This window comes from Anaerostipes sp. MSJ-23, from assembly GCF_018918155.1.
In the GTDB taxonomy this organism is placed as follows: domain Bacteria; phylum Bacillota; class Clostridia; order Lachnospirales; family Lachnospiraceae; genus Anaerostipes.
The window spans coordinates 13,875-26,857 of record NZ_JAHLPY010000012.1; the positions used below are offsets into that span (position 1 = coordinate 13,875).

Sequence of the window (12,983 nt, forward strand, 5' to 3'; positions counted from 1 at the left end):
AGTATAAAGTTATGTCACTTGTAAAAATGAAAGATCTGCTCCTTAGAGCACAAGAAGAAAACAGAGGATGTGGTGCATTCAGTGTCGGAAATATGGAAATGGTCAAAGGTGCCATTCAGGCAGCAGAGGAGCTGAATACACCGATCATTCTACAGATTGCAGAAGTAAGACTAGGACATTCCCCTCTTCACTTAATGGGGCCAATGATGTTGGAAGCGGCAAGAAAGGCCAAAGTAGATGTTGCAGTTCATTTAGATCATGGACTTAAAATTGAAACAATTAAACAGGCACTAGAATATGGATTTACTTCTGTAATGTTGGATGCCTCCAGGGATTCTTTTGAAGACAATATTGAAAAGACAAAGAATGTTGTAGAACTTGCAGCAAAATATGGAGCAACGGTAGAAGCGGAACTCGGATTGGTTGGAGGAAGTGAAGATGGAAAGAGTGATCATGGGATTCGCTGTACCAATCCAGAAGATGCAAAAATTTTCTGCGAAAAAACAGGAATTGATGCACTAGCGGTTGCAATTGGAAATGCACATGGGGACTATCCAGTTGCTCCACAGTTAGAATTTGGTGTTTTAGAAGAAATTCATAAAAAAACAGGAACACCGCTTGTTCTTCATGGCGGAAGCGGAATCTCGGATGCAGATTTTCAGAAAGCAATTTCTCTGGGAATTCGAAAAGTTAACATAGCAACGGCAAGTTTTAAGAGTTTGACTGCAGAAGTTGAAAAATATCTTGCAACAGAAGGGGAACATAATTATTTTGATATGAATGAAGCAATGGTTCTTGGAACTTATAAAAACGTGAAACACCATATTGAGGTATTTAATTGTAAATAAAAAAGGAAAAGAAAATGATTCGGGATAAAGGATTTTATAGATTGTTTTTTATGCTTGCATTGTCACTTGCTTTGAAAAATTTTCTTGTATATAGTGTAAATTTTGTTGATAATGTTATGCTTGGTTCTTACAGCGAAAATGCTTTGTCTGGATCAGCTCTTTGTAATCAAATTCAGTTTTTTCTTCAGATGCTTGTGACGGGAGCTGGCTAAGGTGTTATTGTTATGGGAAGTCAGTATTGGGGCAAAGGAAAAATGGGACCAATTGTTCATTTGATTGGAGTTACACTCCGATTTGGAATAACAATTTCAATATTCTTATTTTTGATTGCTTTGGCAGCTCCATCACAGCTTCTTGGTCTTTTAACGAATGATTCAGCGGTGATAGCAGAAGGGATAAAATATCTTCAGATTATATGTTTTACCTATCTAATTTTTACTGTGACTAATATTTTGACAGCATCTTTACAATCTATAGGAATTGTTTCTGTTGGATATCTTACATCTGGTGTAACATTAGTATTAAATATCTGTTTGAATACATGCTTGATTTATGGAAAATTTGGATTTCCAGAATGTGGAATCCAAGGAGCTGCTTATGCAACGCTTGTGTCAAGATGTGTGGAACTCATCATTGTTATTTTTTACTTGAAATATAGAGAACATCAGCTGAATCTTACCATAAAAAAATTAATACATATTGATAAATCTTATATAAAAGATTATATTCATGTTTCCCTTCCGGTGCTTTTGAACCAGGCACAGTGGGGACTTGCACAGATGATTCAAACAGCAGTGCTTGGCCATTTAGGAGCTGCTGTCATTGCGGCAAATTCTATTGCGGTAATTGTATTTCAAATGGTATCTGTTTTTGCATATGGAGCAGCAGGAATCGTGATTGGACGAACCATTGGAGAAAATAATATGAAAAAACTTCGGCAGATGGTACGTACATTGGAAATCCTATTTTTGGGAATTGGAATTTTTTCTATTAGGAATTTTGTCCTTGAATTTTATCATATTTCCGGGCAAGCTTCTTTCATGGCAAAGAATTTTATGTGTATTCTTGCAGTGACTTCTGTTGGGACAGCTTATCAGATGGCCTGTGATAATGGAATCATTCAGGGTGGTGGTGATACCAGTTTCAGTATGAAAATGAATTTAATCAGTATGTGGCTGATTCTTGTTCCATGTGCGTGCATAGCGGCATTTGTAAGAAATGATTCCGCACTCATTGTATTTTTTATTTTGAAATCGGATCAGTTGTACAAAATTATTCCTGTAAAATTAAGACTAGAGCGATGGAAATGGGTAAAAAAAGTGACAAGGGAATAAATAATAAGCAGGTATTGGAAAAATTTTTCTAAATAGCTGCTTTTTTCTTTTCAAAGATGAAAAGTATCGTTATAATATAAATGTAATAAATGCGTGCACGATAACGCAAGAAGGAGGATGGAAAAATGGCAGTAACAATGCAACAAATTGCAGATCTTGCTGGTGTGTCTAGGGGAACCGTTGACAGGGCATTAAATAATCGAGGACGAATTCGGCCAGAAGTTGCTCAAAAGATTAAAATGATCGCAAAACAACTTGGTTATCAGCCTAATATTGCAGCAAAAGCACTTTCAACAGCAAATCATACTTTAAGGATTGGTGTAATTCTTCAGTATGCGGATACTCCAACAATACAGACGGTGTTTGAAGGAGCACAGGATGCCAAGGAAGAAGTGGAACGCTTTGGAGGACGTGTAATGATTGAACAGATCAAAGGCGGTGATGTCAAACAAGTATTATCAATTATGTCCAGTTATAAAAAACTTGGTGTCAAAGGAATTGTTTTGATGCCGACGAATGATGAACTGTTGAAAAAAACGATCAACCGTTATGTACAAGAAGAGATGGAAATTATAACCATCAATTCTGATCTCGAAGATACAAAAAGAAGATGCTTTGTTGGACAGGATAATTATGCTGGAGGCAAGGTAGCAGGAGGTCTTATGGGAGAAATCCTGCCAGAAGGTGGAAAAGTTATGATTATATCGGGTTCTGCGGATAATACAGCAACCGTGAAACGTACGAATGGATTTGTAGGAGAATTGAAACAGCATTATCCACAGATTGAAGTTATGGAACCAAGATTTGCATATGATGATGATTGGGTAGCGGGAAAACTTCTGGAAGAACAGCTTGAAATTACTCCGGATTTAAAGGGAATTTATATGCCGGCACAGGGAGAAAGTGGTGTGTGTAAAGTCTTAGAAAAATATGAGATGGATAAAAAGATTAAGGTGATTGCACATGATTACGAAGGGGAAAATAGAGAAAATTTAAAAAAAGGCATCATTAATTTTGTATTAAGACAAGATGCATATGCACAAGGATATGAGTCAGTCATGGAAATTTTTCATAGTCTTTGTGGAAATCCGGGACATAGAGAAGAATTTTGGTATGAAGATATTGTTATAAAAACGAGATGTAATCTTTAAAAGAAAATGGAAAGGTGAAGGAGACCTTTCCGTTTTTTTAGCTTATAAAAAAGGATTAATGATACAATTTCACAAAAAACAAATCAAATCATTGTGCAGCTTTGACATTGCGTGCACGCGCACGCGATGATAAGATAAATACATCAAAAGGAAAGCAAATAAAAAACATATGTAACGGAGGTAGAAAAATGTTAAATGTAGGTGTTATCGGATGTGGCGGAATGGGAAAAGATCATATCAAACGACTGACAGAAAAAATTCAAGGAGCGCAGGTTGTTGCAGTGTCTGATGTATTCGAAGAAGGTGCAAAAGAAGCAGCAAAAATAGCGGGAGGAGCAAAGATTTATAAGGATGGAAAAGATCTGATTAACGATCCGGAAGTTGATGCAGTATTTATTGTTTCTCCTGGATTTGCTCACGCAGATTCTTTATTACAGGCAATTGAAGCAGGAAAAAGAGTATTTTGTGAAAAGCCGTTGGCTACAACAGCAGAAGATTGTAAGAAAGTAGTAGATGCGGAAGTTGCTTCAGGTAAACATCTGATCCAGCTTGGGTTTATGAGAAGATATGACAAGGGGTATGTTCAGGTAAAAGAGGCATTGAAATCGGGAGAATATGGAGAGCCATTAATCCTTCATTGTACACACAGAAATCCTGAAGTTGGTACAAATTATAATACACCAATGGCAGTTCATGATACGGCAATTCATGAGATTGATACACTGCATTGGTTGGTAGATGATGAATATGAAAGTGCTCAGGTTCTTATGCCAAGAGTAACAAAATATTCTCATTCAGAATTAAAAGATCCACAGATTATGTTGCTTCGTACAAAGAAAGGAATTTGTATTGATGTTGAAGTATTTGTAAATTGCAAGTTCGGATATGATATCAACTGCGAAGTTGTCTGTGAAGATGGAGCAATTAAGATGGCACAGCCTCCATATCCATCAATCAGAAAAGATGCTGCAGTTTCTACAAAGATTGATACGGATTGTTTTGTAAGATTTAAAGATGCATATGACACAGAAGTACAGAACTGGGTAGATTGTGCAGCGGAAGGAATCATTAACGGACCAACCGCATGGGACGGATATTTGGCAGCTGTTACAGCAGATGCACTTGTAAAAGCCCAGGAGACTGGTAATGTGGAACCGATTCATACGGATGAAAAACCAGATTTTTATCGATAAGTTTTATTATGGGAAAAAGAATGGATGCTGATGAAAGCAGTCATCAGCATCCGAAAGTTATAAAAAAGGGAAAAAATAAAATTGTGTGTTTTATCAGGAGGATAAGAATATGAAGATTGGATTTAATGAAGCAACAGCACTTGAATGTAAAGGACAGTCTTTAATTGCAGATTTGGAAGCATGTGAAAAATATGGATTTGATTATATTGAAATCCGTTTTGATTGTATCAAAGATTATTTAAAAGAACATATATTAGAGGAACTAGCAGATTGGTTTCAGAATCATCATTTAAAACCATGGGCATATAATACTTTGATTTTCTTTAATCAAAGAGATGAAGAAGGGGTAAAGGAAATTGATGAAGAGACAGATTTTATTATTGAAGTATGCAAAGCAATTGGAATGAAAATGTTGATTACAGTACCATCTTTTGATGTAAAGGATAAAACCATAACAGAAATTAAGGATGAAGCTGTTGAAAGACTTCGTTACTTATCTGATAAGGTAGGAAAGGACATTAAGATTTCTCTAGAATTTTGTGGTGCTCCAAATTGTTCGATCAATCAGTTTGGAATTGCTTATGATGTTGTGAAGGCAGTAGATCGTGATAATGTTGGAGTAACGGTTGATACTTTCCATTTCCATGAAATGTGTTCAAAACTGGAAGATTTAGAAGCAGCAGATGGAAATAAAATTTTTGCATATCATTTAAATGACTGTGAAGATTTACCACTTGGATCTTGTGGAGATGATAAACGTTTATGGCCAGGAGAGGGTGTTGTTGATCATGCAGGTATCGCAGCAGCTTTAAAGAAAATTGGATTTGACGGTGTATGTACTATTGAGGAATTTAGACCAGAATATTATGAAATGTCGCATGATGAAAATGTAAAAAAATCTGCAGAGGTAACAAAAGAGTTTGTAGAAAAATACTTCTAAAAAGGGGGTACATCAATGTCTGTAAATGAACAAACACTCCATGTAAACCCGGAGGAAAATTTTGAAGAACTTGATCAAGAATTTGCAAAAGTAAAGTTATCAGAAAAACTTGCTTATTGTGTAGGCGATCCAGCGTTGACGGTTGTTTACACACTAGCAAATACTTTATTGGTTTATTTCTATACAAATGTCATTGGATTATCAGCCGGAATTATTGGTATGATTATGCTATTATCCAGAGGATTTGATGGTGTTTCCGATATTATCATGGGTACGATCATTGATCGTACCCACTCAAAATATGGAAAAGCCAGAGTATGGATTTTAAGGTTGGTTGTTCCGTATGCTATTGCTGCAGTGTTATTAATGACGGTTCCAAATACAAGTACAACATTGCAAGCTATCTATGTGTTTATTACCTATAATCTGTTAAATACGGTAATGTATACTGGAATCAGCCAGCCATTTCATACACTTGGTTCTTTGATGAGTCGTGATAAACATGAAAGAGAAACGATCAGTAATATTCGAATGGCTCTTTCTATTACAGCAAGTATGATTGTTACAGCGTGGACTTTGCCGATTATTAACTGGACAGCAGATAAGATCCATAATACACAACTTGCATGGATTATTGTTACAACTGCTTTTGCAATCATTTCGGTTCTTATTTTATTAAATACATTTCGATGTTGTCAGGAACGTGTAAAGGTTGGAGAAAAAACAGAAGAAAAAATTCCAGTATTAACAGCGTTAAAAGCAATGGTACAAAATCGTTATTTTTTGATTTCGCTTGGTTTAATGTTATTTTATACGATTTATCAAATTATTCTTGGAATTGATTTAACTTATTACTGTCAATATGTAATGGATGATGTCAATTTAGTAATGCCGCTTTCCATGGCAGAAAAAATTCCAATGATTTTTATTATTTTATTACTACCAAAATTAATTCCAAAGTACGGAAAAAGAAATCTGATTGTATCTGGATGTATTCTTGGAATAATTGGACAGATTATGTTTCTGTTTAATGATACAAGCATTCCACTTGCAATTATCTCTTCCATTGTACGTGGAGTTGGAATGTCTCCTTTCTATGGAGTACAGTACTCACTTCCAAGTGATGCAATTGAATATGGACAATGGAAAACAGGAAAGCGTATTGAAGGATTGATGTTCTCTTCTATGAGTTTTGGTCAAAAATTTGGAGCCGGAATCACGAATGCTATTTTAGGTGGTGTTTTATCAGCAGTTGGATATAATGGACTTGCTAAAACCGCGGCAGATCAAGCTCCAGCAGCAATTTCTGTAATCAAATTTACATATTTATATATACCAATTGCTGTGTGGGTAATTATGATGCTCATTGCTATGTGTTATAAACTTGATAAAACTTATAAAGAAATGATGGCAGAGCTATCTGTGAGAGAATTGTCAGGAAAATTATAAGGAGATATCTTTCAGAGGAGAGACCTCCGATATTTTGAAAATGAAAGGTGAAAAAGATGTTAGATAAAAAGAAAGTAAAATTAGGAATCGCACCAATTGGATGGACCAATGATGATATGCCAGATCTTGGAAAAGAAAATACCTTTCAGCAGTGCGTCAGTGAAATGGCACTGGCTGGATTTACAGGATCAGAAATCGGAGGAAAATATCCAACGGATGTTAAAGTATTAAAGAAAGCATTAGATCTTCGAGGAATTCAAATCTGTAATTGCTGGTTTTCAAGTTTTTTGATTTCAAAACCATACGAAGAAACAGAAAAAGAATTCATAAGACAAACAGATTTTTTAAAAGCAATGGGAGCGAAAGTTATAGGTGTTTCTGAACAAAGCTATAGCATTCAGGGAAAAGATCAGCCAATTTTTCAAGGAAAATATATCATGAATGATGAAGAATGGAAACTTCTTGTAGATGGTCTGAACAAACTTGGTAAAATTGCAAAAGATAAAGGGATGATGCTTACATTTCATCATCATATGGGTACGGTTATACAAACGGAGGAAGAAATTGACCGTTTTATGGCGGAAGTAGATCCAGATCTTGTATATTTATTATTTGATAGTGGCCATTGTTCTTTCGCAAGAATTGATCCTGTAAAAGTATTGAAGAAATATATTGATCGTACAAGACATATTCATTTGAAAGATTTAAGATCGGATGTTGTTGCACAGTCAAAAAAGGAGGGATGGAGCTTTTTAAAAGGAGTTAGGGAAGGAACATTTACCGTTCCTGGAGATGGTGATGTGGATTTCGCACCAATTTTTGATATTATTGAAAAAAGTGGTTATGAAGGATATGTTGTTGTGGAAGCAGAACAGGATCCTGCAAAAGCAAATCCACTGGAATATGCAATAAAAGCGAGAAAATATATTGCGGAAAAAACGGGTTTATAAAAGAAAACGGAGGTATGAGAAATGAAAATAGCATTTGATGTTGACGTTCTTGCAAAACAGATGGACATTAATCGGATGGTTCATCAGGTTGCAGATTGGGGATATCGGTATATTGAACAGTCTCCTCATCCAAGAATCAATCCTTTTTATAAACATCCTCTGTTTTCAAAAGAATGTGAGGCAGAATATCGAAAAGCACTCCGGGAGACCGGAGTGGAGATTTCCTCCTTTATTGTCGTTTATCGATGGTCTGGCCCAATGGAAGAACAGAGAAAAATGGCAGTAGAAAATTGGAAACAGATGATTGAGATTGCAGTTGACATGGGAGTACCCGTGATCAATACTGAATTTTCTGGTGATCCGAATCAGCAGGAAATTTGCAATGGAATGTGGTATCGTTCGATGGAGGAATTGTTACCAATCATAGAAAGGGAAGGGCTTCGAGTGGAAGTACAGTCTCATCCGTATGATTTTTGTGAATTAAATAAGGAAGCCTGTGATCTGGTAAAATCGTTCCGTTCACCAAACCTTGGTTATGTATATTCTTCTCCGCATGGATTCTTCTATGATGAAGGAAAAGGGGATGTCAGAAGTATGCTTCGATATGCTGGAGAGGAACTGACCCATGTATTGTTCGCAGATACCTTTAACCAGACATTGGATTGTCGTTATATTGCAAATCCGCCATGGTTAAACCAGAGAGGGAAATCGGATGTAACGATTCACCAACATTTGGCTATGGGAGAAGGAGATGTGGACTTTGAAGGGATCTTTGAGACATTGAGAGAAATGGATTTTGCAAATCGACAGTTAAAAGAAGATGCGCCGAAGGTTGGAGGCGATAATATTGCTTGTGTTTCGATGTTTGGATTCCCGGAAAAGATGGATCGTCAGGCGCCAGAAGCAAGAGAAAGAATTGAAAGAGAATTGCTCTAGAAAGGAATCCAAGGAATGAAAACAATTTATGAAACAACAGTGAAAAACTTTGGAAGCGACGTAGCAGCGTTTGCACAAAAAGGCTTTTTGATTACATTTGGTCATAAAACATTAAGTACGTTGAAGGATTTTTGCTATTTTGTTGAAGTAGTCCCTTTGGAAGAAAATATTGAACCTGGAGATATTCTAAAAATTGATGATCAGAAATATGAAATTTTAAGAATAGGAAGTATTGCATCTGATAATTTGTCCACACTTGGTCATATTACTATTTTCTTTACAGAAGAAGGAGAATGCCTTCCTGGAAGCATAAGGGTAAAAGGAAACAAATTTCCGGTTATTAAAAAAGGCAGCATCATAAAAATTCAAAGAAATTCTTAAAAAGAATGAAGCGTGTAAGTCGAGTGAAAACTTACACGCTTTCTTTTTATATAGTTTCAATTTCAATCGTATTATTTTGACAAAAATCTAGAAATTCTTGCTCAGGTAACTGATCAGTAAGAATATAACTAGCATCTTCGAGAGGGCAGTAGGTCATTAAAGAAAAACTTCCAAATTTGGAATGATCAGCAAGAATATATCGATAAATACTGTTTTCAACAACTGCTTTTTTTACAAGATATTCTTCCTGAGATGCATTGGTAAGACCGCTTTGAATGGAAATTCCGGTACAGGACATAAAAGCTTTTCCAATATTGTAAGATTTGACATAGTCTGCAATTTCGCTGTCAACAAAAGATAAAGTTTCTCTTTTGAGAAAACCAGGGAGAGAAATTACCGTTAGGTTTTCGTATGGAAGAGCTTTTAAGGATACTTGCAGACTATTTGTGATAATAGTACATGTTTTGTTTGAAATAAAATCAATAATACTATGACAAGTTGTTCCGCTGTCAATGAAAATAGTATCGCCGTCTTGAATATGTGTGGATGCGAGATGACAGATTGCACGTTTTTCTTTCATGAACTGTTGATGTCGTTCAGAAAAAGGAATAAGTGTTTTGGAAGAAGCACGATCTGCAATCGTTACACCTCCGTAAACTTTTTTAATTTTTCCTGTTTTTTCAAGAGCAGCAATATCTCTTCGGATTGTATTTTTTGATACTTGGAATTGTTCACACAAAGTATCCAGGGAAACAGATTTCTTCTCTTTAATATATAATTCAATTTCATCAATTCGTTTCGTACGCATAAAAACCTCTGATTTTTTATTTCGCAAAATGCGATTTTTTTTCTTTTCTAATTATAATATATTTGTGTAAAAATAGAAAGAGGAAACAAGAAAATGAATTGACAAAATGCCTAAAAAATGATAAATTATAACCAAAAGATGACCGAAAAATAACAATAAAATACTCAAAAGAAAGGAAAGGTTATGGGAAATACGTTAATTACCATTAGTAGACAGCATGGAAGTGGTGGGAAAAAAGTTGCAGAGATTTTAGCAGATAAACTTGGTGTTTGGTATTATAATAGAGAGATTCTTTATATAGCAGCAGATAGGATTGGGTATGATTCTTTCGATGAAGCTGCTATGAATGAAATTAATTATAAAAAAGCTTCCAAATATATGGAAGGATTGAGTATTATGATGGGCTCAGGAAGTCATATTCCGGTATATAATCAGATGTTTCAGGAACAGTCAAAAATCATTAAAAAACTGGCTGGGTATGGTTCTGGTGTATTTTTAGGAAGATGTGCAGATTACGTATTGAAAGATGAACCAGGGGTGTGTTCTGTATATCTTTATGCGGATGAAGAATACAGAGTAAAACATCTGTCAGAAGTAGAAGGAAGAAATGTAACTCTAGAAGAAATTAAAAAAGAGGATAAAAGTAGATCTTCTTATTATAATTATTATACTGGAAGAAATTGGTATTGTATGGAAAATTATCATCTTGCAATTAATCTTGCAACGATTGAAGCAGAAGAAGCAGCTGATCTGATTCTTGATTATATGAAAAAAAGGAAATAAATAATTAAAGTGTTTATTCAGTTTAACTCAATTGCCCAAAGAAAGATGTGTGCTTAAAAAGTGCACATCTTTCTTGCTGTATTGAATATTCTTTCTTGATTCTTTGATCAGAAAGGTATAGTATAAAGCCAGCACGTTGTTTGACTTAGAAGGAGAAAAAATGATTTTTGAGACAAAGGTAACCGGGATTGGAGAAGAAGCTAAGTACTTTTTTGAAAAAGGGCAGCTGATTACTTTTGGAGAACATGTATTGGAAACATTGAAAGATTTTTGTTGTTATATTGAACTTCGTCCGGTAGAAAAGAAAATAAAGCCGGGACAAAAATTTGTGATTGATGGAAATAGTTTTGAAATTCTTAACGTTGGAGAGATAGCTGAAGACAATTTAAAAAAACTTGGACATATAGTTATTAAATTTGTACAAGAAAAGCAAACAGATTATCTGGCAGGAGGAATTTGTGTAAAAGGAAGTAAAATTCCAGAATTGAAAGTTGGAACAAAAATTTCCATTGAAGAATAATAAAGTAGAAAAGGAATAAGAATGAAAATAACGATTAAATAGATTGCCGAGATGGCAGGTGTGCATCGTTCTACGGTAGATAAAGTATTGCATAACAGGGAAGGCGTCAGTCAGGAAGTAAGAGAACGGGTGCAGAAAATTATTGATGAGTACCAATATAAGCCAAATCCAATTGGTCAGGCTTTAAAAAAACAAGAAAAACCGATAAAAATTGGAGTTCTTTTATGGAATTGCAATTTTAGGTGTATTGATGATCGTAATTTTTCTTTTCTACCATTTAGATAAAGAATATCCGACAATTATCAAAGAATTACTTGATCGCGAAGCAAAAGTAATTTTAAAAGAATAATGTTAAAATGAAATAAAAACAGCAGGTATACCTATCATTTGGATACCTGCTGTTTATGTTACCTTTCTCGTTTTTGACATTCCTTTCCTCCTTTATTTATCAAGAGGGATATAGCGTCCGCCGGTCATTGCTGCAGTTGCACTATTAAAAAGTTCAGCATTGTCGATCAGATATTTTACAAAACGTTCTTTCAGAGAAAGTTTTTTTGTATGTGTAAATTTTGCGTTTACAGTCTGTGTTGTAGTTGTCATAATGAATTCTCCTTTCTACAGTTTTATATTTGTTTTTTACGGTTCATATGGTATCATGACAGATAGAAAAAAAGTAGATGGTTTTTTGACTAATTATTAGGGCAATATTGATCTCATGGGAAAAAGAAGGAAGGAATTTTAATTTATGTATGAGATGCTGTACAGAATGGAGCGAACTGGAATCGACATTAAATACTGGACAAATCGTGGGCAGTATACACCGCCACATTGGCATGGAGCAATTGAACTATTGTATATCCTGAATGGAGAAGGTGCTGTTACATGCGATGGAAAAGAATATCTTGTACAAGCGGGACAGTTTATAGTAATAGATTCGGATAAAATTCATGAGATGAAATGTGCCAAAGTTTCTATGATGTTGATCATTCATTTTTCAAGAAAAAGGATGGAAAATTATGTACATGATTTAGGACAATTTGAGCTTTTTTCATGCGAAGAGATTTATGAGAAAAAAGATGAAAAAAAATATCAGGAGATTTGTCAGATGTTAAGGAGCCTTGTTCCGTTATATGTAAGAGAACCTGTTGGGTACCTCTTAAAAAGTCAGGCGATCGCTATGGAAATTTTATTTGAACTTTTAAATCATTTTTCCAGAAAAAAAGAAAAAATAAAAAATGGAAAAGATGAAGAAACATTAAAAAGATTAAAGGAGATTACGGATTATATTGAACAACATTATAAAAATACAATTACTTTGGAGGAAATTTCTTCTTCTTTTTTTTTGAGCAGAGAGTATTTTAGTCGCTTTTTTAAGAAGAATATGGGAGTAGCATTCTCACGTTATGTAAATCAGATTCGGCTCATGCATATTTACTATGATATATGTAATAGTGATGAAGGAATTATGAAGCTTGCAGAGAAACATGGATTTCGAAATTATAAAATGTTTAATAAGATGTTTCATGAGACATATGGCTGTACACCAAGTCAGGCGAGGAAGCAAAAGCTTTCTATGTATATACAAAGTAACCAATGGAATGAATGAAAGAAAAGAAAAAATTATTAAAAATAATGAAAACATCGATGTATAGAAAAAAAGACTTATGAGGGAAGAAAAAAATATGTATAA

15 protein-coding genes and 1 pseudogene are annotated in these 12,983 nt (G+C 34.7%); 14 read left to right on the plus strand and 2 right to left on the minus strand.

Going from position 1 to position 12,983, the window contains the following annotated elements; translation table 11 throughout:
- Positions 1-11: 11 nt before the first annotated feature.
- The 10 genes and pseudogenes from KQI71_RS08510 to KQI71_RS08550 all read left to right on the plus strand — a co-directional run bounded on the left by KQI71_RS08510 (position 12) and on the right by KQI71_RS08550 (position 9,182).
- A complete protein-coding gene (locus tag KQI71_RS08510; protein ID WP_216435486.1) occupies positions 12-848 on the plus strand; it encodes a class II fructose-bisphosphate aldolase in 837 nt (278 codons plus the stop codon).
- A 50-nt stretch (positions 849-898) separates the two neighbouring features.
- Positions 899-1,375 (plus strand): annotated as a pseudogene (locus KQI71_RS12500) (MATE family efflux transporter); the annotation flags it as partial.
- Between the two features lie 216 nt (positions 1,376-1,591).
- Positions 1,592-2,182 carry an MATE family efflux transporter gene (locus KQI71_RS12505; protein WP_330655382.1) on the plus strand — a complete coding sequence of 197 codons (591 nt, stop codon included), beginning with the start codon at positions 1,592-1,594 and terminating at the stop codon, positions 2,180-2,182.
- A gap of 125 nt (positions 2,183-2,307) precedes the next feature.
- Positions 2,308-3,333, plus strand: coding sequence for a LacI family DNA-binding transcriptional regulator (locus tag KQI71_RS08520; protein ID WP_216435487.1), 1,026 nt, complete (start codon positions 2,308-2,310; stop codon positions 3,331-3,333).
- 188 nt (positions 3,334-3,521) lie between these two features.
- A complete protein-coding gene (locus KQI71_RS08525) occupies positions 3,522-4,526 on the plus strand; it encodes a Gfo/Idh/MocA family protein (protein ID WP_216435488.1) in 1,005 nt (334 codons plus the stop codon).
- A gap of 109 nt (positions 4,527-4,635) precedes the next feature.
- Positions 4,636-5,466: a sugar phosphate isomerase/epimerase family protein gene (locus KQI71_RS08530; protein ID WP_216435489.1), complete on the plus strand. Its 831-nt coding sequence runs from the start codon at positions 4,636-4,638 to the stop codon at positions 5,464-5,466.
- A 15-nt stretch (positions 5,467-5,481) separates the two neighbouring features.
- A complete protein-coding gene (locus KQI71_RS08535; protein WP_216435490.1) occupies positions 5,482-6,915 on the plus strand; it encodes an MFS transporter in 1,434 nt (477 codons plus the stop codon).
- Positions 6,916-6,971: 56 nt separating this feature from the next.
- A complete protein-coding gene (gene iolE / locus KQI71_RS08540) occupies positions 6,972-7,865 on the plus strand; it encodes a myo-inosose-2 dehydratase (RefSeq protein ID WP_216435491.1) in 894 nt (297 codons plus the stop codon).
- Positions 7,866-7,886: 21 nt separating this feature from the next.
- Positions 7,887-8,801 carry a sugar phosphate isomerase/epimerase family protein gene (locus KQI71_RS08545; protein WP_216435492.1) on the plus strand — a complete coding sequence of 305 codons (915 nt, stop codon included), beginning with the start codon at positions 7,887-7,889 and terminating at the stop codon, positions 8,799-8,801.
- A 15-nt stretch (positions 8,802-8,816) separates the two neighbouring features.
- The gene (locus KQI71_RS08550; RefSeq protein WP_216435493.1) at positions 8,817-9,182 is read left to right on the plus strand and encodes a PTS glucitol/sorbitol transporter subunit IIA; all 366 of its coding nucleotides are present in this window, start codon (positions 8,817-8,819) and stop codon (positions 9,180-9,182) included.
- Positions 9,183-9,228: 46 nt separating this feature from the next.
- On the opposite strand, the gene KQI71_RS08555 is transcribed toward KQI71_RS08550, so the two are convergent.
- Positions 9,229-9,990, minus strand: a complete 762-nt coding sequence (locus tag KQI71_RS08555; RefSeq protein ID WP_216435494.1) for a DeoR/GlpR family DNA-binding transcription regulator — start codon at positions 9,988-9,990, stop codon at positions 9,229-9,231.
- 183 nt (positions 9,991-10,173) lie between these two features.
- Here KQI71_RS08555 and KQI71_RS08560 point away from each other — a divergent pair, with 183 nt between their 5' ends.
- The 3 genes from KQI71_RS08560 (at position 10,174) to KQI71_RS08570 (ending at position 11,578) form a co-directional block, all read left to right on the plus strand.
- A complete protein-coding gene (locus KQI71_RS08560) occupies positions 10,174-10,773 on the plus strand; it encodes a cytidylate kinase-like family protein (RefSeq protein ID WP_216435495.1) in 600 nt (199 codons plus the stop codon).
- Positions 10,774-10,933: 160 nt separating this feature from the next.
- The gene (locus tag KQI71_RS08565) at positions 10,934-11,293 is read left to right on the plus strand and encodes a PTS glucitol/sorbitol transporter subunit IIA (RefSeq protein ID WP_216435496.1); all 360 of its coding nucleotides are present in this window, start codon (positions 10,934-10,936) and stop codon (positions 11,291-11,293) included.
- A 51-nt stretch (positions 11,294-11,344) separates the two neighbouring features.
- Positions 11,345-11,578, plus strand: coding sequence for a helix-turn-helix domain-containing protein (locus KQI71_RS08570; protein ID WP_253288003.1), 234 nt, complete (start codon positions 11,345-11,347; stop codon positions 11,576-11,578).
- Positions 11,579-11,734: 156 nt separating this feature from the next.
- Here KQI71_RS08570 and KQI71_RS08575 read toward each other — a convergent pair whose 3' ends face one another.
- Positions 11,735-11,893, minus strand: coding sequence for a hypothetical protein (locus KQI71_RS08575; RefSeq protein WP_216435498.1), 159 nt, complete (start codon positions 11,891-11,893; stop codon positions 11,735-11,737).
- Positions 11,894-12,038: 145 nt separating this feature from the next.
- Here KQI71_RS08575 and KQI71_RS08580 point away from each other — a divergent pair, with 145 nt between their 5' ends.
- A complete protein-coding gene (locus KQI71_RS08580; RefSeq protein ID WP_216435499.1) occupies positions 12,039-12,899 on the plus strand; it encodes an AraC family transcriptional regulator in 861 nt (286 codons plus the stop codon).
- The last annotated feature ends 84 nt before the right edge of the window (positions 12,900-12,983 follow it).